27 protein-coding genes are annotated in these 24,743 nt (G+C 63.2%); 19 read left to right on the forward strand and 8 right to left on the reverse strand.

All coding sequences use genetic code 11. The features are described from left to right. The first annotated feature begins 151 nt into the window (after nucleotides 1–151). Nucleotides 152–1,336 carry a site-2 protease family protein gene (locus HY556_01700; GenBank protein ID MBI4392500.1) on the forward strand — a complete coding sequence of 395 codons (1,185 nt, stop codon included), beginning with the start codon at nucleotides 152–154 and terminating at the stop codon, nucleotides 1,334–1,336. 130 nt (nucleotides 1,337–1,466) lie between these two features. Next, nucleotides 1,467–2,114: a DUF115 domain-containing protein gene (locus HY556_01705; GenBank protein ID MBI4392501.1), complete on the forward strand. Its 648-nt coding sequence runs from the start codon at nucleotides 1,467–1,469 to the stop codon at nucleotides 2,112–2,114. On the opposite strand, the gene HY556_01710 is transcribed toward HY556_01705, so the two are convergent. Further along, the gene (locus HY556_01710; protein MBI4392502.1) at nucleotides 2,105–2,536 is read right to left on the reverse strand and encodes a divalent-cation tolerance protein CutA; all 432 of its coding nucleotides are present in this window, start codon (nucleotides 2,534–2,536) and stop codon (nucleotides 2,105–2,107) included. The two genes, HY556_01705 and HY556_01710, sit on opposite strands and share 10 nt — an antisense overlap. Before the next feature lie 117 nt (nucleotides 2,537–2,653). Here HY556_01710 and HY556_01715 point away from each other — a divergent pair, with 117 nt between their 5' ends. The 4 genes from HY556_01715 (at nucleotide 2,654) to HY556_01730 (ending at nucleotide 5,899) form a co-directional block, all read left to right on the forward strand. Next, nucleotides 2,654–4,135, forward strand: coding sequence for a site-2 protease family protein (locus tag HY556_01715; GenBank protein MBI4392503.1), 1,482 nt, complete (start codon nucleotides 2,654–2,656; stop codon nucleotides 4,133–4,135). Between the two features lie 134 nt (nucleotides 4,136–4,269). Beyond that, on the forward strand, nucleotides 4,270–4,656 hold the full coding sequence (locus tag HY556_01720; protein MBI4392504.1) for a DUF3198 domain-containing protein: 387 nt from the start codon (nucleotides 4,270–4,272) through the stop codon (nucleotides 4,654–4,656). A gap of 1 nt (nucleotide 4,657) precedes the next feature. Continuing rightward, nucleotides 4,658–5,458 (forward strand): RNA methyltransferase, encoded by an 801-nt coding sequence (locus HY556_01725; GenBank protein MBI4392505.1) that lies wholly within the window; start codon nucleotides 4,658–4,660, stop codon nucleotides 5,456–5,458. Nucleotides 5,459–5,641: 183 nt separating this feature from the next. Then, on the forward strand, nucleotides 5,642–5,899 hold the full coding sequence (locus HY556_01730) for a translation elongation factor-like protein (GenBank protein ID MBI4392506.1): 258 nt from the start codon (nucleotides 5,642–5,644) through the stop codon (nucleotides 5,897–5,899). Nucleotides 5,900–5,996: 97 nt separating this feature from the next. Here the strand turns inward: HY556_01730 and HY556_01735 are convergent, their stop codons facing one another. The 4 genes from HY556_01735 to HY556_01750 all read right to left on the reverse strand — a co-directional run bounded on the left by HY556_01735 (nucleotide 5,997) and on the right by HY556_01750 (nucleotide 10,250). Then, nucleotides 5,997–6,668, reverse strand: coding sequence for a hypothetical protein (locus HY556_01735; protein ID MBI4392507.1), 672 nt, complete (start codon nucleotides 6,666–6,668; stop codon nucleotides 5,997–5,999). A gap of 134 nt (nucleotides 6,669–6,802) precedes the next feature. Continuing rightward, nucleotides 6,803–9,106 carry a phosphoenolpyruvate synthase gene (gene ppsA, locus HY556_01740; protein MBI4392508.1) on the reverse strand — a complete coding sequence of 768 codons (2,304 nt, stop codon included), beginning with the start codon at nucleotides 9,104–9,106 and terminating at the stop codon, nucleotides 6,803–6,805. Then, a complete protein-coding gene (locus tag HY556_01745; protein ID MBI4392509.1) occupies nucleotides 9,103–9,537 on the reverse strand; it encodes a helix-turn-helix domain-containing protein in 435 nt (144 codons plus the stop codon). The genes ppsA and HY556_01745 overlap by 4 nt, the downstream gene beginning before the upstream one ends. Before the next feature lie 194 nt (nucleotides 9,538–9,731). Next, nucleotides 9,732–10,250 (reverse strand): 50S ribosomal protein L16, encoded by a 519-nt coding sequence (locus HY556_01750; GenBank protein MBI4392510.1) that lies wholly within the window; start codon nucleotides 10,248–10,250, stop codon nucleotides 9,732–9,734. 438 nt (nucleotides 10,251–10,688) lie between these two features. On the opposite strand from HY556_01750, the gene HY556_01755 reads away from it, so the two are divergent. Beyond that, nucleotides 10,689–11,795, forward strand: coding sequence for a hypothetical protein (locus tag HY556_01755; GenBank protein ID MBI4392511.1), 1,107 nt, complete (start codon nucleotides 10,689–10,691; stop codon nucleotides 11,793–11,795). Nucleotides 11,796–11,855: 60 nt separating this feature from the next. Continuing rightward, nucleotides 11,856–12,227 carry a response regulator gene (locus HY556_01760; GenBank protein ID MBI4392512.1) on the forward strand — a complete coding sequence of 124 codons (372 nt, stop codon included), beginning with the start codon at nucleotides 11,856–11,858 and terminating at the stop codon, nucleotides 12,225–12,227. 87 nt (nucleotides 12,228–12,314) lie between these two features. Here HY556_01760 and HY556_01765 read toward each other — a convergent pair whose 3' ends face one another. From HY556_01765 to HY556_01775, 3 genes are all read right to left on the reverse strand, one after another. Beyond that, a complete protein-coding gene (locus HY556_01765) occupies nucleotides 12,315–13,226 on the reverse strand; it encodes a polymer-forming cytoskeletal protein (GenBank protein MBI4392513.1) in 912 nt (303 codons plus the stop codon). Between the two features lie 56 nt (nucleotides 13,227–13,282). Beyond that, entirely contained in the window at nucleotides 13,283–13,462 is a 180-nt protein-coding gene (locus HY556_01770; GenBank protein ID MBI4392514.1) for a hypothetical protein, read from the reverse strand. A 110-nt stretch (nucleotides 13,463–13,572) separates the two neighbouring features. After that, nucleotides 13,573–13,767 carry a hypothetical protein gene (locus HY556_01775; GenBank protein ID MBI4392515.1) on the reverse strand — a complete coding sequence of 65 codons (195 nt, stop codon included), beginning with the start codon at nucleotides 13,765–13,767 and terminating at the stop codon, nucleotides 13,573–13,575. A gap of 303 nt (nucleotides 13,768–14,070) precedes the next feature. On the opposite strand from HY556_01775, the gene psmA reads away from it, so the two are divergent. The 11 genes from psmA (at nucleotide 14,071) to HY556_01830 (ending at nucleotide 24,665) form a co-directional block, all read left to right on the forward strand. Next, entirely contained in the window at nucleotides 14,071–14,790 is a 720-nt protein-coding gene (psmA, locus tag HY556_01780; GenBank protein ID MBI4392516.1) for an archaeal proteasome endopeptidase complex subunit alpha, read from the forward strand. 8 nt (nucleotides 14,791–14,798) lie between these two features. Beyond that, nucleotides 14,799–15,503 carry a ribosome assembly factor SBDS gene (locus HY556_01785; protein ID MBI4392517.1) on the forward strand — a complete coding sequence of 235 codons (705 nt, stop codon included), beginning with the start codon at nucleotides 14,799–14,801 and terminating at the stop codon, nucleotides 15,501–15,503. 11 nt (nucleotides 15,504–15,514) lie between these two features. After that, nucleotides 15,515–16,516: a hypothetical protein gene (locus HY556_01790; protein ID MBI4392518.1), complete on the forward strand. Its 1,002-nt coding sequence runs from the start codon at nucleotides 15,515–15,517 to the stop codon at nucleotides 16,514–16,516. Between the two features lie 21 nt (nucleotides 16,517–16,537). After that, nucleotides 16,538–17,356 (forward strand): exosome complex exonuclease Rrp41, encoded by an 819-nt coding sequence (locus HY556_01795; protein MBI4392519.1) that lies wholly within the window; start codon nucleotides 16,538–16,540, stop codon nucleotides 17,354–17,356. Further along, entirely contained in the window at nucleotides 17,356–18,153 is a 798-nt protein-coding gene (locus HY556_01800) for an exosome complex protein Rrp42 (protein MBI4392520.1), read from the forward strand. The genes HY556_01795 and HY556_01800 overlap by 1 nt, the downstream gene beginning before the upstream one ends. A 134-nt stretch (nucleotides 18,154–18,287) precedes the next feature. Beyond that, nucleotides 18,288–18,599: a 50S ribosomal protein L37Ae gene (gene rpl37A, locus HY556_01805; GenBank protein ID MBI4392521.1), complete on the forward strand. Its 312-nt coding sequence runs from the start codon at nucleotides 18,288–18,290 to the stop codon at nucleotides 18,597–18,599. After that, nucleotides 18,596–18,733 carry a DNA-directed RNA polymerase subunit P gene (locus HY556_01810; GenBank protein MBI4392522.1) on the forward strand — a complete coding sequence of 46 codons (138 nt, stop codon included), beginning with the start codon at nucleotides 18,596–18,598 and terminating at the stop codon, nucleotides 18,731–18,733. Before rpl37A ends, HY556_01810 begins: the two co-directional genes overlap by 4 nt. Nucleotide 18,734: 1 nt before the next feature. Beyond that, nucleotides 18,735–19,049 (forward strand): hypothetical protein, encoded by a 315-nt coding sequence (locus HY556_01815; protein MBI4392523.1) that lies wholly within the window; start codon nucleotides 18,735–18,737, stop codon nucleotides 19,047–19,049. Next, nucleotides 19,049–19,492, forward strand: coding sequence for a prefoldin subunit beta (locus HY556_01820; protein ID MBI4392524.1), 444 nt, complete (start codon nucleotides 19,049–19,051; stop codon nucleotides 19,490–19,492). Before HY556_01815 ends, HY556_01820 begins: the two co-directional genes overlap by 1 nt. Nucleotides 19,493–19,748: 256 nt before the next feature. Next, nucleotides 19,749–22,142, forward strand: a complete 2,394-nt coding sequence (locus HY556_01825) for a hypothetical protein (protein ID MBI4392525.1) — start codon at nucleotides 19,749–19,751, stop codon at nucleotides 22,140–22,142. Nucleotides 22,143–22,205: 63 nt separating this feature from the next. Next, entirely contained in the window at nucleotides 22,206–24,665 is a 2,460-nt protein-coding gene (locus HY556_01830) for a hypothetical protein (GenBank protein ID MBI4392526.1), read from the forward strand. The last annotated feature ends 78 nt before the right edge of the window (nucleotides 24,666–24,743 follow it).

The raw sequence follows: 24,743 nt of genomic DNA on the forward strand, positions 1-24,743 counted from the left end.
AGGCCCGAACATACGCTTGTCAATGACAAAGGTGGACATGTCTTGAATTTTTTGGCATTACGGTTAGAGCGAGAAAGCGATCGCAGAGCGCGTCGCGGCCAACGCATCGTCCAACTTTAATCCGAGAAGCGGCTTCACGCCGTGACGCGTTTTGACTGAACTCATCCCCATCGACCGATTGCCGCTCATCCGCGAGAAGGTCACCCGGCACTTCCCGGTGTACGACGCGCACTGGAGCGAGAACGCGGTCTATTTCTTCGTCTCGGTGGAAAAGACGGTGCTGGAGGAGAACTTCAAGAAGTTGAAGACCGAGCTACGCGGCGAAGACCTCCTCCCGATACTTCGCTACCACGCGGGCGAGTACCAGATCTTCGTCGTGAGAAGGCCGGAGCTTGCCGCAAAGAAGAACACGGTCAACATCATCCTCTTCGCGGCCACATGGGTCACGACGTTCCTCTCGGGAGTACTCGCGAACTTTCTCTACGAGCACGCAAGCGAGGACTTCACGAAGACCAGCACCGATGAACTGGTCGCCCTCCTCTTTTCCCAGGACAACATGGTGAAGGGCCTCCTCTACTTCGCGATCCCCCTCATGCTCATCCTCATGCTACACGAGCTTGGGCACTACTACACGGCGCGTAGACACGGGGTCGCCGCCACGTGGCCGTACTTCATCCCGTTCCCACCGGCCCTCGGCGGGGCCTTGAACATCGGCACGATGGGGGCGTTCATCTCGATGCGCGAACCCATCCCGGACAGGAAAGCGCTCTTCGACATCGGCGCTTCGGGCCCGCTCGTCGGGTTCGCCGTCGCCATCCCGATCACCTTCCTCGGCCTCTACCTCACGGCCCTTGACCCGTCGTACTTGCCGGAACTGAACCCCGGCCTCTCCGGCATCACGCTCGGCACGCCGCTCATCTACGACCTCCTCGCGATCCCGTTCGCGTTCGCCCCCAACCAGATCATCCATCCCATGGCGTTCGCCGGCTGGGTGGGCCTTTTCGTCACGGGCATCAACCTGCTTCCCGCAGGGCAACTCGATGGAGGACACGTGGCCGCGTCGTATCTAGGCGAACGCTCCCGTTGGCTCTCGTTCGCCGCCGTCGCCATGCTCATCATCTTCGGTTTCGGCCTGCCGGCCATCGAAGGCGTCATCGGCGAGATCCCGCCTTACACGGGGTGGCTCCTCTTCGCGCTCCTCATCACGTTCCTCGGGATCGAGCATCCCCCGACCCTCAACAACCTCAGCGAGCTCGACACGAAGCGGAAGATCGCCGCCGCGTTCGTCCTGGTCGTCTTCATCCTCACGTTCACGCCGACACCCGTGCAGGGTTGAAGTACGGCGCCTATGGGCGCTCCCCCGGCCGTCCATCGCTACGCCTTGCCCCCGCGTCGCGGATTCTACGACGCTTGACCCAAAGGCATTAACTTCCCCCAAGGGTTGGTGGACAAAGACGGGTTTCACCATGGACTGGAAAGACTGGGCCCCACTGTACGACCGCATCAGATCGGACTTCGGTTATCCGCTCGAAGCCGACGAAAGGGCCGCAGAACGCCTCGACGAGCTCCTCGCGGAGGGCTCGAAGCCGCTTCCCGACATCGCTTCCGTCCTCAAAGGCGAGGACGTCGTCATCGTCGGCGGCGCCACGTTCGACGCGGCGAACATCCCGCCGGATTCGACCATCGTCGCCGCCGATGGGGCCACGGACGCGGTGCTTGCCGCAGGCGGGATACCGGACGTCATCGTCACCGACCTCGACGGGCGCGTCGATCTACAAGCGCAGTGCAACACCGGCGGCGCAGCTTTGGTCGTCCACGCCCATGGGGACAATGTCGCCGCCTTGGAAACCTACGTCCCGGATTTCGCGGGCAAGGTGCTCGGCACCTGCCAGTCGAAGCCCGTCGGGCGAATCGTCAACTACGGCGGCTTCACGGACGGGGACCGCGCGTGCCTTCTTGCAGAACACTTCGGCGCGGCAAGGCTCTTGCTCGTCGGCTTCGACTTCGAGAACCCGTCCCCGAAGCCGGGAAGAAGCGCCGAGACTAAGGCGCGTAAGCTCGCGTGGGCGAGGACCATCATCGGAAACGTCAGGATACCGGTCACCTATCTTTGAGCACGCCTTCCGACTCGGGTCGACGGCGTGCCGCCCCGGCCGCGTCGTTTCGCAATTGCCCTCTTTCCCTGCCGACTCTTTCCCTTCCGGGCTTGTCGCCGCGGCGTCTCGCGGCCACTTGCCTCCGCATCCATCCATGCCAGGTACTCCCGGTTCCCCGCTGTGATCTTCCACGCGACGACACAAGGGACTTCGTAAGAGTGGCGTCGCGTGATCTCGGAGATCGTCCGGCGGGCGTTGGCGTCCGACGTCTTGTAGATGACGGCGACCTCGCGACCCGACTCGAGTCGCCCCCTCCACCGGTACAACGAAGCTACTGGGAAGGAGTTGGCGCACGCGACGAGGCGGGCCTTGAGAAGCGCTCGCGACACCTTGTCGGCCCCGCGTTTCGTCGCAAACGTAGCGTAGATGGAGACGGCCACGAGGCGTAAGACGCGGGCGTGGGGAAAAACGCTTTGACGCTTTCTCCCGGTGCGCCCGCTCGGCCGCGGCATGCGCCATAACACATCTTTTTAAGGGGGAAGCGCCGATAGGCCGCCGTGGTTTCCGCCCTAGTGGTTTTCCTGGTGCTTCTAAACCTCTACCTCTTGGGCATCTATCTCCTCCACCGTCGGAAACTCCTGGGGCCCGGGAAAGCCGAACTCATCGGCCCCATACTGATGCTCCGAACGAAGAAAGCGAACCAGTTGATGGACGTCGTCGCGCGCCCAAAGCTCTTCTGGAAGGTCTTCGGCGACGTCGGAGTGGTCGCGACGGTCTTGGCGGGGGTCGTCACCCTCGTCTTCATGGCATACAACGTGTCGCGCGTCCTGGCCCGGGACGAGAACGTCGCCCGCTACGCGCCCCAACCGCAGCAACTCATCGGCATCCCGGTCATCAACCCCGACATCCCCCTCTATTACGGCGTGCTCGCCCTCGCCGTCGGGCTCATCGTCCACGAATTCGCGCATGGCGTGCTCTCGCGCGTAGGCGACGTCCGCGTCAAGTCCTCAGGCCTCCTCATGCTCATCGTGCCGATCGGGGCCTTCGTCGAGCCCGACCCGGAGGACCTGGAAAAACGCACGATGCGTGTCAAGAACCGCATGTTCGCCGCGGGCCCCATGGCGAACCTCACCATCGCGCTCATCACCGCGTTCCTTTTCTCATCCGTCTTCGTCGCCGCACTTTCCGCCCCCCCGCAGGCCGCCTACGTCGTCGGCGTCTCGCCGGACTCCCCGGCCTTCGAAGCGGGCGCCGTCCCAGGCGCGTACCTCCTAGAATTCGACGGAAAGGCGGTCACCAACACGCTGTCCTTCAGCGCGTTCATCGCGGAGAAGAAGGCGGGCGAGACCGTCCTCGTGAAGGTCTTTTACAGGGGCGAGGCGGCGACGCGTTCCGTCGTCCTCGCCGACAAGTACGCCTACGCGGCCGCGCATGACCCGCCGAACGCGCGCGACGAGGATCGCGGAAAGGCCTTCTTCGGCGTGTCGACTTTCAACTCGACCTATCCCGGCACCGCGCGCGAGATAATGATGGATCCACTCTCTCGCGGCCTCGTCGGCTTCGCGGCCTACGTACAGCTCCCGTTGGGCCTCCCAGCGGCCTTCGACCCTCTCCAGCTTTTCAAGAGCCCCTTCACGGACATATTCAGGAACAGTTTCGTCATCACGGGGCCGATGAGCGTCCTCCCGGAGGACGTGTTTTGGATAAGCGCGAACTCGCTTTATTGGATCTTCTGGATCAACTTCGCGGTCGGGACTTTCAACGCGATCCCCGCGGGGCCGCTTGACGGCGGCCAGATGTTCAAGTCGTCGGTGCGCGGGTTCCTAAGAGGCTTCTACAAGGTCGACAGGTCCCGAATGGTCATCGAGGCACCGACGGAAGAGGGGGCGAAGGCCGTCGTCATCGTGAAAGGCGCTGATGCGGAGACGCAAGGCCGGCTCGACAAGGCGGACAAGGTCACGGGCCTCATCTCACGCGTCATGGGCGCTTTCGTCCTGTTCCTCCTCGTCGGCATCATCGTGGGCCCACGCCTCATTTGACGTGGCCGGCGCCAAGAAAACGAGCCGTCCATCTGACACGCGGGGCCGGCGGAAGGCCAAGTTTCGCCCTTCGGGAGCTCTCCGGCTCCAGAAAAACTTTAAAAGAGGCGTCGTTTATGCGTCGCGGTGCCCCCATGGGTTTCCTCGCCAAGTTCTTGAAGAACAACATGCTCGTCATCTCAGCGCTGGTCTTCGTCGTCGGCCTCGCGGTGACGCTTTGGAGCTGGTGGGGTTCAGCCATCTCGAAGGACTATTTTGCCGAATACCTGGCGCAGATCGACGCGACGGGCAAGTGGAACCTATGGGTCCAGATAATCAGCCCCCTGGTCCTTCTCACGGGTGCTTGGTATCTTGGCGACCAGATAATCACCCGCCGCAAGTTCGGAGAGATGATAGCCACCCAGAAGAAGAGCGAGTTCGTGACAGCGAAGAAGGAGCTCACGGACATCGCCCGCAGGCTTCCGGACCGCTACAAGGCGAAGATCGAGGCGAAGGAAGCAGAGCTCACGTCGAAGCGGTGATGTGACGGCCGTGGGGACGCGGGCCCCGCCAAGATCCGCCGCTGGGCCCCGACGGGACCTCTCGGGCGCCGAAAATTCGAAGCCGGCGACACGTTTCCACGTCGTCATCGTCGAACCGAAGCACCCTGGAAACGTCGGCAGCATCGCGAGATCGATGAAGAACTTCGGGCTCGCCTCTCTCTGGCTTGTCAACCCGCCGGAGCTCAAGCCCGAGGCCTACGTCATGGCCGTCCATGCAAGCGACGTCCTGGACAATGCGCGCGTGTTCAAGTCCATCGACGACGCGCTCGCGCTCCTTCACCACACGGTGGCGACCACGGCGCAGGTCACGTGGAACGACCGCCACCACTTGAGAAACCCCCTGACGGTGCGCGAGTTCGCGGCGCGCGCCAACGATATGTCGGGCGACGTCGGGATACTCTTCGGCCGTGAGGACGCGGGCCTTTCGAACGAGGAGGTCGAGAAGTGCGACACCGTCGTCACGATCCCGACCTCGAAGGATTACGATTCGATGAACCTGAGCCACGCAGGGGCGGTCGTCTTCTACGAGCTCTTCAACGCCTCGGCGAAGACCCCGCGCCGGCGTCATGCCGCGGCCGGCGACAAGACGCGGCTTTTCGACTATTTCGACCAACTGATCGACGCGTTGGAGTTCCCGGCCCACCGCCGTAAGCACACGGCGATGTCTTTCAGGCGCGTTCTCGGGAGGGCACAGCTCTCGAAGTGGGAGTACTATCGCTTGATGGGCGTCTTCTCGAAGACGTTGAAGCGGTTGAAGCGCCCGGGGACAGGGAAAAAATAGGCGTTTTTCGAGCGGGAGGCGCGCGGCCGCGGCGCCGCGGCCTCTTCCGGGCGAAGGCGCGCGCCAGGCGTCAATATCAACCATTGGCGGCGAGCACGGGGCCCCGCATCGAAAATCTCAACCCGCACAATCGACGGCCCTGCCCGCAGGTTCAAGTACTAAGAAACGGACAATTGGGAGCGTATGACCGAGCTCATGATAGGCAAGGTCAAGCACTACTATCCGAAGGTCCACGCGGCTGTCGTCGAGCTTGAGCGCGGAATGCTCAAGGTCGGGGACAAGATCCACATCGTGGGTAGCGAGACGGACATCTGGGAGACGGTGAAAAGCCTCCAACTCGACCACCGGCCCGTGCCACAAGCGTGGCTTGGCCAATCGGTGGGCGTCTTGGTCCCGGAACGGGCGCGTGACAACGCGCGCGTGTTCAAGGTCGTCGAATAGGCGGCCTCGCTTAAGATGGGGATGGGTACGGTTCCTTCGTGCCAGTTCGCCTGCGCAACGTCCCCGGCAAGCGGCCGGGGCCGCGGGTGGCCGGGCTTCAGACTTCTATCATTTTTCTTTCCGGATCCTTCGGGTGGGACAACCCCCTGTACCCGTAGTTCGGAGGCCGGTAATGGCCCTCCACCGGGGAGAGGAGGAAATGCCGGCGCGCGAGCGTCGCCTCCACGAAGAACGCGTTGACACCCGCCTTTTCACAATACACGAGCTCATACCCCTTGGCCTTCCCGAGGCGTGCCAACGCCAAGAGGCTTGCCCCGAAGTAATCGGTGAGCGACCACTTGAAACCGGGATCGTACGCGATCGAGCGCGACTCGCCGGGCGGGATGTGGGCATTGTACTCGATGACGACGGCGCGCGGCCGGTGTCCCAGTGCTTTCCAGATCCAGTAGTCGTTCCCATCGACGTCGATGGAGAGAAGGTCGAAGACGCGCGGGACCTTGTGGCGCTCGAAGACCGCGTTCACGTTCTCGGCCGTGATGAACTCACGGTGCACCTTTGCTTGCGTCTTGTCGGGACGGCGGGCCGCGCCCGTGGACGCCCTAGTGTCGTCCCCAGCGCCCCCGATGGCAGTGCCGCCGCTTGCGTCCATCATGACGCCGTGCCAGCCGGCGTGTAGAAGGTGCGCGGTGTTGCACTCGGAGCCGTCGCCCACGCCGAACTCGACGAAGAAACGGTCGGTCGTCCTTATCCGGCGGAATATCTCCTCGATGACGCCGTCCTCACCGTTTTGGGAAGCGACCCTGCGCTCGAACCCTTCGAGCGGCGCGGGCGGTCCCCTCGTCCCGAGAAGGCCGTGGAAGAGCCCCGGTGGCCTTGCAGGCTTTCCTGCCGTCGTTTCACGCCCTATCGAACCGCGTCTTTCCTCGCCTTCTCGAGCAGTATCTTCGTCTCGGTGCGGGCGATCATCTCCCTCACGCGTGCCAATGCGTCGATGTTCGTCGAGACGGAGGTGATCCCCCACTTGATGAGCTTCTCGACGAAGGCGGGGTTGCTTCCCGCTTGGCCGCAGATCGACGATTCGACGCCGCGCTTCTCACATGCGTCGATCGTCATCTTGATGAGTTTCGCGACCGCCGGGTGGAACTCGGTGTACATCTTTGCGACGTTCTCGTTGTTCCGGTCCACCGCCAAGGTGTACTGTGTGAGGTCGTTGGTGCCGAAGCTCACGAAGTCCAACCCCTCGTCAAGAAGCTCGTCGATGATGAGTGCCGCCGCGGGGATCTCCACCATGATGCCGAAGACCACGTGCTTGTGCGGCTCGAGGCCGACCGCTCGCATGACGGCCTTCGCGCCCCGGATCTCGTCCGGGTGCTGTACGAGCGGGAGCATGACGCCGACGTTCGTGAGGCCAAGTTCGTGGAGTTTCTTTATGGCCTTGAACTCCGCCGTAAGAAGCTCCGGCTGGTCGAGGCCGCGTCGTATCCCGCGCCAGCCGAGCATCGGATTGTGCTCGTGCGGTTCCGACTCGCCGCCTTTCATGAGTTTGAATTCGTCCGTCGGCGCATCGAGGGTGCGCACCCACACCGGGCGCGGGTACATGGGGTCGGCGACTTTCCGGATGTTGTCCACGAGGTAGTCCACGTAGACGCCTTCCTTGCCCGCTTTGATGAGCGTCAGAGGGTGCGTCCCGAGGCCGATGACGATGTGTTCGATGCGAAGGAGGCCGACACCGTCGGGTTCGACCGCGAGTGCCCGGTCGATCGCCTCTGGCATCGAGATGTTCACCTTGACGCTCGTCGCGGTCACAGGCTTCGAGGTCACGCGGGCGGCCGCGGCCTCGGTCTTTTCCTTCGGCTTTTCGCTCGAAGCGACCTTTCCGCCGTACACCATCCCCTTTTCCCCGTCGACCGTCACGAGCATCCCCGTCTTCAGGACCTTCGTCGCCTGCTTGGTCCCCACGATGCAGGGTATCCCGAGTTCGCGGGACACTATCGCGGCGTGGCAGGTCATCCCGCCTTCGTCCGTGACGATCGCCACAGCGCGTTTCATGGCGGGCACCATGTCGGGCATGGTCATCGTGGTCACTAGGATGTTCCCGTCTTTGCACTTGTCAAGCTCGCTTGCGTCCTTGAGGTAAACGACCTCGCCTGCGGCGGTCCCAGGGCTTGCTCCTAGTCCCACGAGGATGGGTTTCGAGTCGCCGTCGGCACCTTCCTTCTTCGAGGCGCCGATCCCCGCTGTGGGGCTCGCCTTCTTCTTGATGGTCGTGATGGGGCGGGCTTGGAGGATGTAGAGTTCCCCGGCCTCGAGCGCCCATTCGATGTCCTGGGGACTTCCGTAATGTTTCTCGATGTTGAGGCCTACCTTGAAAAGTCGGGCGAGTTCCTTGTCGTCGAGGACACGCGCCTGCCTCCGGTTCGCGTCGACGCGTTCGGTGATGGTGCCCCCGGCCTTTCCCCGCACGAACTGCGTCTCCTTGCTGGCGATGGTCGTTGCGATGATCTGTCCGTCGGCGCCGCAGACGTAGTTGTCCGGTGAGACGGCGCCGGAGACCACACCTTCGCCAAGCCCCCAAGCGCCCTCGATGATGACCTTGGCCTCGCCGGTGGTCGGGTGCTTGGTGAACATGACGCCCGATTTCTCGCTGTTCACCATCTTCTGGACGACGACCGCTATCGCGACTTTCCTGTGGTCGAACTTGTTCTTGACGCGGTAGAAGATCGCCCTCGGCGTGTAGAGGCTCGCCCAGCATTTCTGGACGTTCTCGAGCAGGTTCTCCTCTCGAGTGTAGAGGAACGTGTCCTGTTGGCCTGCGAAGCTCGCCTCGGGGAGGTCTTCCGCGGTGGCCGACGACCGAACGGCGACGAAGAGTTCGCTCTTCTCCTTTGCGGAGAGCGTCGCGTACGCCTGCGTGACCTCCTTCGCCTGGTCCTCGGGCATCGGTGTTTTCAGGATCAAGGCGCGCACCTCGTCGGCGGTCTCGTGCAGCGCCTTGGTGTCGTCGACGCTCGTCGAATCCAGCATCTTGAAGATCTTCTCGCCGGCGCCGGTCTTTTGGAGGAAATCCGTGAAGGCGTGGGCCGTCACCACGTAAGCGGGAGGCACCGGCAGTCCTAGCTGCAGGAGCTCGCCGAGGTTCGCTCCCTTGCCGCCGACTTGCACGAGGTCTTTCCTGCCGACGCTTCCTGCCCAGACTACCCATTTCATCGTTTCACAAGCTCCTGGAGGATCTGCTTCCGTTTCAGTTCGTAACCGTTGATGGATGCGATTATGACTTCGGAGGCGACGTTTCGTGGAAGACGAAGGGCGTTCCCGAGCATCGCCATGTAATCGTGGTCGGGTTCCAAGTCTTGGCGCTCCCGGTCGGCGAGGTGTTCACGCACGCCGCGGGCCAGAGCATGCATGCGTGACAGGGTCACGATGAGCCGTGTGGACGGTGTGAGCCTGTCCGATTCTATCCGTGAAAGGGTCTCGCGGCGTATCCCCAGGAGGCGCGCCATGTCCGTCTGAGTGAAATCGAGGCGGTCGCGCAGTTCTCGCACGAGGCCGCCTTGTTCGTCGGCGAGGACGATCCGGCCCGCGAGGTCGATTTGGGCCTTGAGCAGGTTTTCTGGCAAGAGACCTGGTTCGGGCCGCATGGTGACGGATTGCATCACTTTGTAGAAAAAGGTTTGCGCGACGCCCGGAAACTTGTGACGGCAACATCACATTCGTGGGCAATTGGGCCAGCGTGCAGGAAACGCCACAAATGTTACAAAAGTCCGTGTTCGACGCACCGGTGGTGCATTGATGGAAAGCGTTTGGTCTCAATGGCCTAGCCCGCGAGCCCCAACTACTGAACGAGCTCGGCCCCGCGCTCAACAAGGATGTGGCATGGCGTCGGGAGCTTCATGTTCGCCTTGCGAAGGGCGTCCTTTGCCCATTGGAAGTGCTCCACTTGGCACTTGACCGTCATGATCTTCCGGCCCGGCGTCACCCTCGCTGCGGTCCCGACGGCCTTGCCGAATGAGCCGCGCATCCCTTGCGAGACACGGTCAGCGCCGGCGCCCGACGCCTGCTTGTTCTCGCGAAGCACGTGGTGCGGATACAAGCGGACCTTGAGATGGAAACCTGTGGCGCCGGCGTACTTCGTGAGGACCCTTGTGGCCGAGATACGCGCCGCCTCCAACGCGATGTGGCGGATCTGGCAGGTCTCGTCCGCGACGAGCGTCATCTCGACCGGAAAGTTCGCCTTCGAGTTCCCCATGTCGAATTGGGTGATGCGGCTCCCGGGGACGCCACCCATGTACTCGCGCCGTGTGTAGGCCATCTGGCTGACTTCGCGGTACATCGAGCCGGGTTTTCGTGGCATGACTGTTCCTCCATCAAGACGCGCTCTAAAGCGGTCTTATCTTGGGGATGGCGGGAAAGTGCTTCCCCTTAATAAGCGTTCCGTGTAGGTACTTGTACGTACTACATGGATCTTCCGGCAGCGTTCATGCGGGCATCACGTTGTGGTCCGCGCGTGGACTTCGTCTGGAATCCCCATGGCGTCCCCAGTATCCTCGCCGTGGCCACGAGGTGTTGACGGGCGCGTTGATCTTGCGGCGCTCGATCGTCGAACGACCCGCGACCCCTCGGTCCGTTTGAAGGCTCTTGGAAGAGGTTTCCGCCAAGTCGATTCCTATTCATATCGGTTATCGGGATGTGCTGCCGATGCCAGGGTCCCTCCCGACGCTAGGGTTAATAGAACTCGGCCCCCTGGTGTGCCGTGGGCTTCGTTTTCACTTGGGTTGGACTCCCCGGGTTGGTGGTTCTGCCCGTTGCGGCAATCCTTTCGGTCACGGTCTGGCGGGCCGCGCCTTGGCGCCTTCAGAATCGTCTCCTCGCGTTGTTGGTCTTCCTTGAGGGCGCGGCCGTCGGATCCGCGTATGGCTTCCGGATGTCGACCGACGTCCCGGAACACGCATTCGCGTTCAACGTCGTTGGATTAGCAGCCGGGTTCGCGCTCCTTCCAATATACCTCCTATTCCTATCTACACTATCCTCGTCGCTCGCCCGCCCATTGGCCGTCTGGCACGTGAGGCCGGTGCTCGCTGCCTCAGCCGCGATCGCCCCCCTAGTTCCTATCTTGGCACCATCGCTTTTCCTTGGGGGCCTCACCCCCGGCACTCTGAACCCATGGGTCGGAATCGTGGGTCCTTACTACTTTCACTTTTTCGGCATCCTCGTTCTGACAATGGTGTATGGTCTCGGCGTCGCCTACGCGGCCTACGTCGAGGCCCCACCGGAGAGCGCATCAAAGGCCCGTGCCAAGGCGTACGTCGTCGCCTTCGGGACGCGTGATGTCTTTTACGCGGCGCTCGCCACGGCCCAACTCTGGTTGCCTCGTCTTGGCGACACCCGGTACGTCGTCGTGAACACCGGATTTCCGGTGGTCACTCTGCTCTTCCTCGCCCTCCTCTCGTACGGAATCCTCCGCACGCAGCTTTTCGATGTGAACCTGCGCATCAAGTGGGGCATCAGCCGGGGGACAGTTGCCGCCGCGTTCGTCGTCGTGTTCGTGGTCGGCACGAAGCTTGCCGAATCTTTCCTCGAGACGCAGTTCGATTGGCTGGCCGGCGGCCTCCTGGCAGGCTTGATGCTGTTGGGGCTCGCTCCACTCCAGCGCGCCGCCGACCGCGTCGCCGAAGCCGCGATGCCCGGTGTCAAGAACACGGGGGACTACGTCGCTTACCGAAAACTGCTCGTCTACCGTGGCGCTGTCGAGGCCGCGATGGAGGACGGCCTCATAACCGAGAAGGAGCGGGCGGTGTTCGCGAGGCTCCGCCGCGACCTACAGATCGGTGAATCGGACGCCAAGAACATCGAGTCGGAGGTCGCGGCACAGTCGAAGCCCGGCGTTCCCGGCGCTTGAGGCTTTTGGAAAAGGCTATCATCCATAGAGGACCGTTCGAGTGGTGGAGACGGAAGTCGAATGCCCCTCGGTCGCGCACTCATCGTCGACGACAGCCGCGCGATACGCATGTTCATGAGCGACAAGCTCAAAGCGGCGGGGTTCGCGGATGTCCTTGAAGCGAAGAACGCCGAAGAGGCCCTGAAACTTTATTACGACTACAAGCCCGAAGTCGTCTTCCTCGACATGGTCATGCCCGGGATCCCCGGGAACACGCTGGCGGAACACATACTTGAGAGATTCCCGGAGGCTAAGATCGTCGCCGTGACCTCGCTCGGTCGCGAGAGCGAGGAAGTCACCCGCTCCATGGCGGCGGGCGTGCGCCACTTCCTAAGGAAGCCCATCACCGATGAAGGATTGGCCGAGATATTGACGGCCCTCAAGCTGAAGTGACGCGGGCGACCGACGGTACCTCCAGGGCTTGGCCGCGCTTCGTATTCGAAAACTGCAGCTTGCCCGTTTTCCATGAGGCGCGTCGTCTCATTCTCGGGATGGGCCTGTCTCCGATGGGGATCGGCTCCCGGAACTCAGGCCGCGCGCGGCCTCGACGCTTCCAGAGATCCGCGCCCCTTTCTCAAGATACAGCTCGCCGCCGCATGAGACGTCACCCACTACCGCGTCGCTGCGAAGGCGCAGGTCGCCGCCGGCCCGCACGTGCCCGCGAACGCATGCTCCTTTCCCGACGGTCACGTCGCCGGTCGCAGAGAAATCCGTCTCCGTCTCGACGCCGTCGCCGATGAGGAGGTCGCCGATTGCGAAGACCGAGTTCAGTACGAGAGGCTCGGTAGTCTCGCGCATCGTCGTGCCCTTTCGGCCGGGCGTCTCCATCGAGGACGTTGTCGGTCCGCGATCCACCATCGCCACCGCTTCCTCGGCCGAGCTCGAATGCCCGGTCGGGGATCCCACCGACGGGAAGACGATCGAAAGGGTGGTCAGTGCGTCCTCGTCCTCCGCCGTCGTCACGGTCCTTCCCGTGTCCTTCGCTTGCCAGCCGACGCGCAGGAAAGCCCGGAGGATCTCGTCCGCGTTCCGTGTCGGGACATCGATGTCGATCCAATCCAGCGCACGGATTCTCTCCGAGGCCGATCCCCCTTCGACGACAGTGGACGCATTGAGGCCGAAGGCGCTCGGTCTACGCGGTTCAACTGGTTCCGCCGATGTGGCAAGCGGCTTCTTCGCGTGCGCGACCGTATCGATGAGGCTCAAGAGGTCCGGCGGCGGCAAGGCGGCACTCCCCCAGAGACCACTTGGCCTTGATGCGGCCGGCCGCGCCCGGGAAAGCGTGGCCCCGATCGTGAAAGTGGAAAAAAGTCCGAGGAAGATGATGAGGAAGATTAGGACGCCCAGGGGGACGGGGACACCGCCGACCTCTGACCCAAGAGGGCCAGGCATGCCTTTCCATTCCCCGGGGGTTATATCTTCTTTGTTTTATGATTCCGGGGGACACGTCAACCCATGTAGGTGCCTAGGAGAACCGCGCCGCCGTTGTCGGTCATCTCGAACGTCACTTCGTCGAAGAGGCCGGAATAAGCAAGCCGCTCATTGCTCAATCCGACGAACGCGGGTCCGCCGAATACGGTCCCGGCGATGCCGAGGGTCCGGAGCTTGGCGTCGCCGCCTCGGCTCACAAAGAGGATGACAGGGTCGGCGTTGGCGGTCCCCGACCCTTACCGACCGTACGCAAACGGCGCCCCCGGCACGGCCAATGAGAAGTCGCCGTTGAAGAGCCGGTTCGGGCCTACTGTGCCCAGACGCGGGCGTTGTCGTTCTCGCGGCCCAACGCCTCCGGGAAAGTCGAAACCCCGTGGGCTTCGACGTCGTCTATGACGATGGAGGAGGGCCGGCTTCTGGACGACGATCGGCCTCCCACGATGATGGCACCGTCATCCGTTGACATCGCGCCGTCCGGCTCGACGGTCGTGACGTCCGCCACGCGACCACGGCCGGCCGACCGTTCCGCGTCAGCGAGGCCCAGAGGCCGAGGCGGCGCACTCTTGATGGACCTTTTGTAAAAGGTCCCGCGCAACCCTTTTATACCGCGCCCCGTTTCCACGGGTTGCGAGTGACCAGGGCTAAAAGAGTTTTTTAGCACCGGATCGCCCCGAAGACGCGCGTCGCGGAAAACGCCGACCGCGCGCCTGACTGGATATGGCTCTTGCCGGTCCATAAACGGGGATGGAACGAATCCCATTGAACAACGCCGCGGCAAACGCGGCAACACGAAAGGAGTGAACGTATGCAGCCAGCACAGATGTACGACAGGGCCATCACCGTCTTCTCCCCCGATGGCCGCCTGTTCCAGGTCGAGTATGCCAGGGAAGCGGTCAAGCGCGGGACGACGACGGTCGGCGTGAAATTCAAGGACGGCGTCGTCCTCATCGTCGACAAGCGCATAACAAGCCACCTCATCGAGCCGCAGTCGATCGAGAAGATCTTCAAGCTCGACACGCACGTGGGTTGCGCGACGTCGGGGCTTGTGGCTGACGCGCGCGTCCTCGTCGACCGCGCCCGCATCGACGCCCAGATGAACCGCGTCACCTACGACGAGGCGATCGAAGTGGAGACGCTCGTCAAGAAAATATGCGATTTCAAGCAGACCTACACGCAGTACGGCGGTGTGCGCCCCTTCGGCACGGCGCTACTTGTCGCGGGTTGCGATTCTGAAGGCGTGCATCTCTTCGAGACCGACCCGTCTGGTGCCCTCATGGCTTACAAGGCCTCGTCCATCGGTGCGGGCAGGGCCACTGTCATGGAAGTGTTCGAGGAAGAGTTCCGTGACGGACTCGAGAAGGACCCGGCGATACAGCTCGGACTCAAGGCGCTGTATCGCGCGACCGAAGGCAAACTGAACGCGCCTGCGCTCGAAATGGGTGTGGTCACGCAGACAGAGAACTTCCGCAAACTGACCGGTGAAGAGGTCAAGCGGTACCTCGACGCCGTCGCGCGTCAACAGTAGGTGAGAACGTGGTCACCCTCGAGAAGGCGATAATCGCTCGGCTCGAGAGCCACGGCCACAAGTTCGAGATACTCGTAGACCCGGACTTCGCCCTCAAGTTCAAGGAGTCGAAGGGGAAGACCGAGCTCAGCAGTTCCGAGCATCTTGCCATCGACGCGATCTTCAAGGACGCCAAGAAAGGCGACCACGCCGGCGAAACGACCGTGAAGGAGACGTTCGGGACGAACGACGTGGCCGAGGTGGCAAAGCAGATCCTCCACAAGGGCGAGATGCAACTCACCACCGAGCAGCGCCGCGTGCTCCAGGAGCAGAAGCGCAAACTCATCGTGAGCACCATCGTGCGAAACGCGATCAATCCCCAGACGGGGACACCGCACCCGCCGCTGCGGATCGAGAACGCGATGGACGAGGCGAAGGTCCACGTGGACCCCTTCAAGTCCGTCGAAGAGCAGGTGAAGGAGATCCTCGGCCACTTGAAGCCGCTCATCCCCATCCGCTTCGAATCCGTGAAGGTCGCAGTGCACCTGCCGGCGTTACAGGCCGCGAAGGCCTACGGACTCGTCAAAGGGGCAGGGACGCTCGTCCGCGAGGAATGGCAGGCGGACGGGTCGTGGGTGGGGGTCGTCGAGATGCCGGCCGGTATGCAGACGGAATTCTACGACAGGTTGAACGAGAAGACCGGCGGCGACAACGAGACGAAGCTAGTGAAATGAGAGTGCTATCCATGACTGAACAAGGAACAGCGAAGGAAGTCGTCATCCCGGGCGACCTGGTGGACGATTCGGGGCAGCTACGCCCCGGGGCCAACACGTACAAGGAAGGAAACCGCATCTACGCGATGCGCCTTGGCCTAAAGGCGGTACGCGGCGACACAGTGAACGTCATCTCGCTCTCCGGGAGATACGACCCGCAGCGCGGCGACATGGTGATAGGCACCGTCGTCGAGACCGGCCCGTCGAACTGGTACATCAGCATAGGAGCGCCGTCCGATGTCGGCATGCACGTGAACGACGTGCCGTGGCGCGTCGATTTCGGTGAGACGGCGAAGTTCCTCAACACCGGCGACACGGTGCTCATCAAGATATTCCACGTCGACGAGATCAAGAAGGTCCAGGTCACCATGAAGGACCGCCAATGCAGGAAGCTCACGGGCGGCCTCGTCTTCGAAGTGGCGCCGTCCAAAGTGGCCCGGATCGTAGGGAGGAACGGCTCGATGATCGGCCTCGTGAAGAACGCGACGTCGACAAGGATGTTCGTGGGCCAGAACGGCGTCATCTGGATCGACGGGGAACCCGCCGACGTGGCGCTCGCGACCGCGTGCATCCGCAAGATCGAGGCGGAGGCGCATCTTTCCGGCCTCACCGACTCGATCAAGGCGCTTCTTGCCGACGCCAAAGGCTGGGAAGTGGTCGAACGCGCCGAGAAACTTGCGCAGGAACAGCGCGAACAGGAAGAGCGCGAGTCGCGCGAGGAACCTCGCGGCGGCTACGGGCAAGGCGACCGCGGTGACCGGCGCGGCGGCGGAGGATTCCGCGGCGGCGACCGGAGGGGCGGCGGTGGCCGCGACCGACGCGGCGGTGGAGGATACCGTGGCGGCGACCGGCGCGGCGGCGGTGGCCGCGACAGGCGCGGCGGCGGAGGATTCCGTGGCGGCGATCGGCGAAGCGGAGGAAACAGGGGCCCGCCGCGCGACAACCAAGAAGGCTCCGGCGGAGAAGGACAATAGATTTCCAAGAGTGTGAATGGATTGAAAGCACCAGAAGGATTGAAACTGTTTGACAACGGGCGCAGGATCGACGGACGCCGCCCCGATGAACTGAGACCGATCCGCATCGACGCGGGAGTGTTGAAGCGCGCCGACGGAAGCTGCTACCTCGAATGGGGCGGCAACAAGGTGATGGCCGCGGTCTATGGACCCCGCGAAGTCCACCCGCGCCACGACTCGAACCCGACGAGGGCGATCGTGCGCTGCAGGTACAACATGGCCGCCTTCTCCGTGGGCGAGCGAAAGAGGCCCGGCCCGGACCGGCGTAGCCAGGAGATCAGCAAAGTGACCTCCGAGGCGTTGGCGCCCGTGATCCTCACACAGCTTTACCCCCGCACCGCGGTCGACATCTTCGTGGAGATAATCGAGGCCGAAGCCGGCAGTAGATGCGCGGGCCTTACGGCCGCGAGCGTCGCGCTCGCCGACGCCGGCATCCCCATGCGGGGCCTCGTTGCGGCCTGCGCGGCGGGAAAGGTCGACGACCACGTCGTCTTGGACCTCGGCCGCGAAGAGGACAACTACGGCGACAGCGACATGCCGATGGCGGTGATCCCGAAGACCGGCGAGGTGGTCCTCCTCCAGATGGACGGACACTTCACGGACGAACAGTTCGAGACCGCGTTCGACCTCGCGCACCGCGCGTGCTACGAGATATTCGAATTGCAAAAAGACGCCCTTCGAAGGAAGTACAAGGACGTGGTGCCGCAAGGCGAGGACGAGGGCGAAGAGGGCCAGGAAGGCGGGTTCGAGCCCGTCGAGGAGCCTAACGCGGCCGAAGAGATCGTGGAGCGTGAACGCTGATGGTGGAATCGCACATGGTGAGCGAGATCAAGCGCGACTACATCCTCCAGATGGCCAAGAGCGGCAAGAGGTACGACGGTCGCGCATGGGACGAGTACCGCCCGATACGCATCGAGACCGGCATCGTGCAGCAGGCCGAGGGGTCCGCGCGCGTCCATATCGGCGACACGGAGGTGGTCGTAGGGATCAAGTGCGAGATCGGCACACCCTACCCAGACTCCCCGAATTCTGGCGTGATGACGACGGCTGCCGAGATGCTGCCTATGGCGAGCCCCGACTTCGAAAAGGGACCGCCGAGCCAGAAATCGATCGAGCTCGCCCGTGTGGTCGACCGCGGCATCCGCGAGACCGAGACCATCGACTTCGACAAGCTCTGCATCGAGCCGGGCGAAAAAGTCTGGATGGTCTTCATCGACAGCCACATCCTCGACTACGACGGGAACCTCATCGACGCGTGCGCCCTCGGGGCGATGGCGGCCCTCATGACGGCGAAGGTGCCGAACATGAAGAAAGGCCTCAACATCCCTGACGTGCCGCTTCCCATCAACCACTGGCCGATAACGTGCACGGCGATGAAGATCGGAGACAAGATCGCCTTCGACCCGAGCCTCACCGAGGACCAGGTCGGATCACCGCGCCTTTCCGTCTCGATTGACGAGAACGGCGACATCCGGGCGATGCAGAAGGGAGAGGAAGGCGGCTTCACGAAGGAAGAGGTGAAGCACATCATCGCGATGTCGCGTGTCAAGGGCAACGACATCCGCAGGATGCTTCAAGACCACGTGAAAAGCCTGTAGGCCGTGGACCGGTCCATGCCGGGCAACGTCCGGGAGGACGCCGCGGCCAGGCCGTCTCCACTCCTCCAAACCCTTAAATATGGTAACCATAATAGTCGGCCCTCCAGCCCCTCCTCGGGCTGTCGGTGACTCTCATGGCCCAGAGAACGAAGAAGGTCAAATCGGTCGGCCGTTTCGGCGCCCGGTACGGTGTGTCGATCCGGCGCCGCGTGCGCGAGGTCGAGGCAAAGCAACGGCTCTACCACGCGTGTCCCGGGTGCGGAGCATTGAAGGTGAAACGCGTCTCGACTTCCATCTGGCAATGCAGAAAGTGCGACTACAAGTTCGCCGGTGGGGCCTACATCCCGGACACGCCGGCCGGAAAGATAGTGTTCCGCACGATCCGCGACATACTGGAAGGGCGAAAACCCGTCCCGATAGTCGTAGAGGAGGCGACGGACCGATGAACTACCGTTGCGGCCGCTGCAGGAAACCCGTAGAGTTCGACGCGAACAACATCGGCATGCGCTGCCCCTACTGCGGCTCGAAGGTGTTCTACAAGGAGCGCCCGACGGTCGCAAAGAAGGTCAAGGCGTTCTGACATGAGCCGGGCCACGGGTGCCACGCTTCTTTCTTCCCCTCCGAGCGGCGGGTTCAGCGCCGACCTCGAGGTCGCCTTCGACTCCCAGCGCGAGGCGCGGGTGGCATACGAAGCGCTTCTTCCCGAATTCTCCTCCGAATTCCCGCGCGTCAAGCGGGCGTTCCAGATCAAGGGCTCGAAGATCGTCCTTCGTCTTGATGCGAAGGACCCCGCGTCGCTACGCGCGGGACTAAACTCCTACATGCGGTGGATGAAGACGTCCATCGAGGTCCAAGAGGTCGCTCGTCGCGCTAGCCTGCAAGGAGGCGACGCCTGATGGGGATGTCCGCGGACGACCTCCCCCCGCAGATGCGCCAACAGTTGCAGCGCCTCCAGCAGATGCAGCAACAGGCGCAGATGATAATCCAACAGCGTCTCCAACTCGAGATGCAGGTGCGCGAACTCGACAAGACGCTCGAAGAGCTGGAAAAGATCGCAAGCGATGCGCCGATCTACCGCTCGGCCGGGGCGCTCCTGGTGCGCGCCAAGGGCCGCGACGAGGTGAAGACGGAGCTTGGCGAGGAGAAGGAGACGGCCGAAGTCAAGCTCCAATCCCTCAAGAAACAGGAGGCGAAGGTGAAAGAGAGCCTCACGGCGCTACAAAGCGAACTCCAGTCCGCATTGAATTCGCTCCAACAGGGCGCGGGCGGGTCCACGCCGAGGCCCGCGGCTCCGGCAGGGACCCCTGCGGGTTCGTCGCGGCGTTCTTCCAAGCAGTGATTCATCGCGTGCGGCTCTTCGCCACAGAGTGTTTGGGTTCGCCTTGCACCATAGGCTAGCGCGTGGGCGGCCGGAAAAAGTAGGCCGCCGCCATTACTCCGAAACGGAGCGACGCGGCCACAAACAACACATATACTTATTAAACAAAAGTCGTTCGATGGTCCGCTTGCGCTCGTCACCTCGTCGGCGTAGAGCGTCCGGCCCCGCTCGGCCGGCGGCCCGCCGACGTGTACGGCTCGCCCGCGTGGTTGATGCAATGGGAAGGGAAGCGGATTTCGTCCTAGCCGGTTCGATGCTCCTGATCGTCACGTTCCTTGCGACCAGCCCTGGCGCCACGGCGGTCGGCGCCGAGCCCGGGGTCGCACTCTCCGTCGACACGAGTCCTTCCGTCTCGGAAGTGGCGATGGACGCGTCGGGCGCTTACGCGGCGGCTTCCTATTCGGATCGCCCGGACGACCTTTCGGACGACGAGTTCGTCGTGTACAGCTTCCTTGGGCAGAAAGAGTACTGCCGGGAGCAGGACAACAGCACGGCGGAGGAAGGGCGCACCAGCGTCGCCTTCGCGCGCGGTGCGGCCGGGCAGGCGGGCCAGTTCATAGTCGCGGGCGGGCCGAACCGGCACGTGACGGGTTACAGTTACAATTGCGTCCGATCCGGGACGCAGAGTTCGGCCCTTTGGCAGTTCGACATCGAGACCGGTGGGACCGTGAACGGTGTCGCTATCTCCGACGACGGGGCGCTCATCGGTGTCGCGACGACGTCATCGAACAACGCCTGCACAGGCATCGTCGGCGGCTTCCTCGGCCAGGCGACCATCTGCCGTGTCTGGGTACTTAGGAACAAGGGCACGGTCGGGACGGAGGCGTTCAACTTCACCGCCTACGGGCACGTCGCAGGCGTCGTGATGAGCGGCGACGGGAAATGGGTGCTCGCCGGCGGGGCGCGCCTCGTCCAAGGCGGCTCCGGCGGCGCCGTCTACCTTCTCGACACGACGGCGATCCCCGAGGGCTCGCGTCTTGCCGGCTCGACGGCGGTGCGCTTCGCGAACAACTACACGCTGCCGATAGTCGCGCTCGCGATAAGCAAGGACGGCGGTCTCTTCGCGTACGGGCTCACCGATGGGTCGTTCATCCTCGTCCGGAACAAGGGTTCGGCGATCTCCGCGCCCGACGATTCCTGGCAATCCAACAAGAAGACGAGCGGCGGGGCGAGTGTCCCGGTGACGACCCTCGCGCTTGACGCCACGGGCTCGCGAGTGATGGTCGGTTACGAGAACGGCGACGTGGAGTTCTACCAGGTGGCGGCAAGCGGCAATTTCCGGGCGGACAAGACCGGGACGTACAAGGCCGCCTCCCGGGTGAACGACGTCGTCATCGCCGACGACGGGTCGTATTCGTTCGCCGCCGCGGACAAGCTTCACGGTTTCTACAAGGAATCCGCCACCCCACTTTGGAGCCTCGTCACAGGCACAAGCGCGCCGACCACCGTTGCGACCTCCGCGGACGGCCTGTTCTTCTCGGCAGGAGCCGGGACCCGTTTTCTCGGTTGGAAGCAGGTCGTCGACCTCACGGTGAGCGCGGTTTCCGCCACGTTGAGCGCCAAGGCGGGCGAGACGGCGTCGTTCGAGATCAGGCTGGTCAACGCCGGAAGCACCGTCGAGGTACTCGCGCTCGGGACGAACGCGAAAGCGGCGTACTCGCCCAGCCTGTCGCAAGACCGCTTGACGGTGCGCCCTGGCGAGACGGGCGTCGTGTTCCTGAACGTCTTGGTCCCCGCCGGAGAGTTGCCCGGCAAACTCCAGTTCAACGTCTCCGCGAGCTCGAAGACGGTGTCGAAGGTCGTGTCGTTGACCTTGAACGTCGGCGCGACGAGCGACGTCGAACTCCTCACCGACACGCGCGACGTCGGCTTGAACCAGGGCGAGATAAAGACCGTGGACATCGTGGTTCGAAACACCGGGAACGCCGCCGACAGTTTCGAACTCTCGGCCTCGCAGCCTCCGACGAAGGAAGGCCGCTGGCGGATAACAGTGGAACCGAGGACCGTCAGCGTCCCGATGGGCGACCAAGAGACCGTCGCTCTCACGATCGAGGCTCCGCGGGACGGCGTCGACGGCGAAGTGAACATCGTCACCATCGTCGCGAAGAACCCCTCCGGAAGCGCCTCGTGGACGCTCACGGTGACGGCCCGCATCAATCCCCGCTTCTCGGGGCTTCTCACCGCAAACCCCTCGACGGTGACCATCAGCCACGGCGGCTCGCAGGTCTTCAATATCACGGCGGAGAACAACGGGAACACCATCGACAACTACCAGGTGAACGCGGTGCTCACGGGCGCCCAGGCGGACCGCTGGACGGCGACCTTCGACACGCCTGCCTTCGAACTCAACGCGAACCAGAAGAAGACAGTGAAACTCACGGTGACGGCGCCGAATGCGGCGCAGCCGGACGACGTCGTCACGATCGACGTGCAGTTGAAGTCGCTCGGGAAAGGCTCCATCGTGCGGGTGCTCCAATTGAAGGCCGTCGTCGGCGCCGCGGAGAAACAGGGGAACGGACTCCCCGGGCCCGAAGTCCCACTACTCTTGTCGGGGGTCGCCATCGTCGCGATCATGAGTGTCACGGCGCGTCGCCGCCGAGGACCGGATTAGAGCACCATGCCGCTGCCCGTTGTAGGAAACCTTAAGGGAAACACGCGCCTCGAAAGCGGCACGATGAGAGAACGCGTCGTGTATTTCTTTGGGGTCGCGTTGCTCGTGGCCTTGGCAGTCACTGCGCTCGCGCCCGGCGCCGAGGCGGCCCTGCCGCCGGAGAAATGGTCGGCATCGACGGGCTCGCCCAACGGCTCGGCGCTCGCGACGTCCAAGTCCGGCGACTTCGTCATCGCCGGGTACCAGGAGATCGGGACCGCCCGCATTCCCGGCCCCGCAAACATAGACTACGATTGTTACCTTCTGAACGTCGTGACCGGTGTACTGGCGGCACTGCCGGACGATTCGGAGTCTCTCGACGGGATGAAGGCCGTCGCGATGTCTGGCGACGGGAATTTTTCCGCGTGCGGCGCAGGCTACGACGGTTCGGTGGGCGGCCTGAACCTGCCTGGCGCGCCTCCCAATCCCGTGCCATCGACGGATTTTTGGTTCTTTGACAACCGCAAGGTGAGCGCGTTCGGGAACGGCGAGAACCAAGACTTTGCCGGGAGCAGCGTGGCCGGCAAGCTCAACCCCGAGTGGACGAAGAAACTCCCAGGCACGATCAACGCGATCGCGATCAACTGGGACGGCACTATCGTCGTCGTCGGCACGGGCCTCGCCCCGTCAAATAGCACCGTCTACGGGTTCAACAAACAAGGCGACGATGTCTGGCAGTACAAGACCAAGGGCTCGGTACTCTCGGTCGCGATGAACAGCACCGGCGAATGGATCGTGGCCGGGGCACGCCGCAATGAGGAGAGCGGGCCCGACCAGGGGAAACCGTTTGGGGAGGTCCTCATTTTCAACGAGAAGTACCGCGCGCCGGTGAACACGCCTGCGGCGGGTTCGCGCCTTCTCTTCAACTACACGATCAAAGAGACGGTGGGCGGCGACATCACGAGCATCTCGGTCTCGGAGGACGGCAAGAAAGTGGTCGCCGGTACGGCCGGCGGCAAACTCTACTATTTCCGCAACGGTATGGATTCTAACGGAAACGGCGAAGTGAGCCCGCCACAGGTCATCAACATCGGAAGGAAGATCTATCAAGTGAAGGTGGCGGCGAACGGGAGCCACGTCGTGGTCGGCGACGAATCGTTCGTTTCGCTCTACAAGTTCGAAGGGGACCTGTTGGTGAAGGCGTGGGACGACCAGGTCTTCAACCCCGTGGTTTCGGCCGACATCACGCCCGACGGCAAGTACATCGTCTCGGTCGGACAAGGTGCCATGCACGCCTATGTGAACGAGAGCTCGCAGGCGATATGGGCCGTGTCGATGCCGATCCCCCGCGTGGCCATCGCCTACTACAACAACAACCTCACACGGGTCGCCGCTGCGCCTGATAGCGTGTCCGGTGGAAACGGCCAGTTACGCTCCTTCGAGCTCGCCTACGAGACGCGCCTCGTCATCGTCAACGACGAGCACGTTCCGTTCGAGGTCATCCCCGGCGCCGAGAACCACATCGCCGTGCAGGTGCGTAACAACGGCAGCGCGTACGAGTCGTACGAAGTGACGATCGGCAACGCATCCGGCCTCGGCGTGACGCCGAACATCACGAAGTTCTCGATGCGTCCGACCGTCGATGCGTATCCCACGGACATCGAGGTCAACATGACCCTCATCCCGGACTTCGTCCTTCCCGGCGTGTACCGGTACAACGTCTCCGTCTACGCCTTCGAGTCTAACACGACGACGAACGTCACGGTGAACGTCTCGATCATCCCTCAGAACCGTCTCGAGCTACGAGTCCCCGGCGGCGACTTGGGCGGGAAACCCGGCGAATCGGTGAGTGCGCTCATCACGGCGAAGAACCTCGGCAACGACCGCCAAGTCGTCACGTTCGTCGTCGGCCAGAAGCCGCCTGGTGCCTCGAATTGGACGGTGCGCCTCGATCCGGAGACGACCTCGGTCCAGCCCGATTCCACCGCGTCGCTGAATGCGATCGTCACGATCCCGGCGGGTGCGGCGGACGGCGACATCAATGTCATCACGCTCACGGGTTACGCGGCGGAGGCCGTGGCGAAGGTGCAGTTCAAGGTCATCGTCAACCCGCAGTTCGACGTCCGGCTGGAGGCGAGCCCGCCCACGCGCGTCGTGAACCCGGGAAAGACGGCGACGATCGTCGTGAAGATAACGAATACCGGCACCCTCCAGGATATTTACACGATCACGCAGCGGCTCGACATAGTCGGTGTGGCAGGCTGGACGTCATCGTTCGACAAGAACCAGTTGACGCTTGCCCGGGGCGCGTCGGTGTCGCGTGACTTGACGGTTCGTGCCCCGGACGCATCGACCACCGGCGACAAGTTGTCGGTCAGCGTCGAGGCCGTGGGCGCCGGAGGCTCGAAGGACGCGGTCACGATGTTCTTCAACGCGGAGCCGGCCACGACCACGGGGCCTATCCCGACCCCCGGGTTCGAGCCGTTCGGCTTGATCGGGGTGGGCATCATAGGGGCATTGTCGACTGGTCGCCGCCGGAAATAAGGGGGCCGGCCGATCGGCACCGCGGGACCGGTAGCGATGTCCGCGGTCAGCCCGTCCGCGTCGATGCTCATTTCGCGA

Source organism: Euryarchaeota archaeon (assembly GCA_016207515.1).
Classification (GTDB): domain Archaea; phylum Thermoplasmatota; class SW-10-69-26; order JACQPN01; family JACQPN01; genus JACQPN01.

What these genes read in the sequence shown, in the direction of transcription:
- HY556_01705 (MBI4392501.1), top strand. Translation starts at nt 1,467, where the DNA reads ATGGACTGGAAAGACTGGGCCCCACTGTACGACCGCATCAGATCGGAC.
- HY556_01720 (MBI4392504.1), top strand. Translation starts at nt 4,270, where the DNA reads ATGGGTTTCCTCGCCAAGTTCTTGAAGAACAACATGCTCGTCATCTCA.
- HY556_01730 (MBI4392506.1), top strand. Translation starts at nt 5,642, where the DNA reads ATGACCGAGCTCATGATAGGCAAGGTCAAGCACTACTATCCGAAGGTC.
- ppsA (MBI4392508.1), bottom strand. Translation starts at nt 9,106, where the DNA reads ATGAAATGGGTAGTCTGGGCAGGAAGCGTCGGCAGGAAAGACCTCGTG.
- HY556_01745 (MBI4392509.1), bottom strand. Translation starts at nt 9,537, where the DNA reads ATGCGGCCCGAACCAGGTCTCTTGCCAGAAAACCTGCTCAAGGCCCAA.
- HY556_01750 (MBI4392510.1), bottom strand. Translation starts at nt 10,250, where the DNA reads ATGCCACGAAAACCCGGCTCGATGTACCGCGAAGTCAGCCAGATGGCC.
- HY556_01760 (MBI4392512.1), top strand. Translation starts at nt 11,856, where the DNA reads ATGCCCCTCGGTCGCGCACTCATCGTCGACGACAGCCGCGCGATACGC.
- HY556_01765 (MBI4392513.1), bottom strand. Translation starts at nt 13,226, where the DNA reads ATGCCTGGCCCTCTTGGGTCAGAGGTCGGCGGTGTCCCCGTCCCCCTG.
- psmA (MBI4392516.1), top strand. Translation starts at nt 14,071, where the DNA reads ATGCAGCCAGCACAGATGTACGACAGGGCCATCACCGTCTTCTCCCCC.
- HY556_01790 (MBI4392518.1), top strand. Translation starts at nt 15,515, where the DNA reads ATGACTGAACAAGGAACAGCGAAGGAAGTCGTCATCCCGGGCGACCTG.
- HY556_01800 (MBI4392520.1), top strand. Translation starts at nt 17,356, where the DNA reads ATGGTGGAATCGCACATGGTGAGCGAGATCAAGCGCGACTACATCCTC.
- rpl37A (MBI4392521.1), top strand. Translation starts at nt 18,288, where the DNA reads ATGGCCCAGAGAACGAAGAAGGTCAAATCGGTCGGCCGTTTCGGCGCC.
- HY556_01810 (MBI4392522.1), top strand. Translation starts at nt 18,596, where the DNA reads ATGAACTACCGTTGCGGCCGCTGCAGGAAACCCGTAGAGTTCGACGCG.
- HY556_01815 (MBI4392523.1), top strand. Translation starts at nt 18,735, where the DNA reads ATGAGCCGGGCCACGGGTGCCACGCTTCTTTCTTCCCCTCCGAGCGGC.
- HY556_01820 (MBI4392524.1), top strand. Translation starts at nt 19,049, where the DNA reads ATGGGGATGTCCGCGGACGACCTCCCCCCGCAGATGCGCCAACAGTTG.
- HY556_01825 (MBI4392525.1), top strand. Translation starts at nt 19,749, where the DNA reads ATGGGAAGGGAAGCGGATTTCGTCCTAGCCGGTTCGATGCTCCTGATC.
- HY556_01830 (MBI4392526.1), top strand. Translation starts at nt 22,206, where the DNA reads ATGAGAGAACGCGTCGTGTATTTCTTTGGGGTCGCGTTGCTCGTGGCC.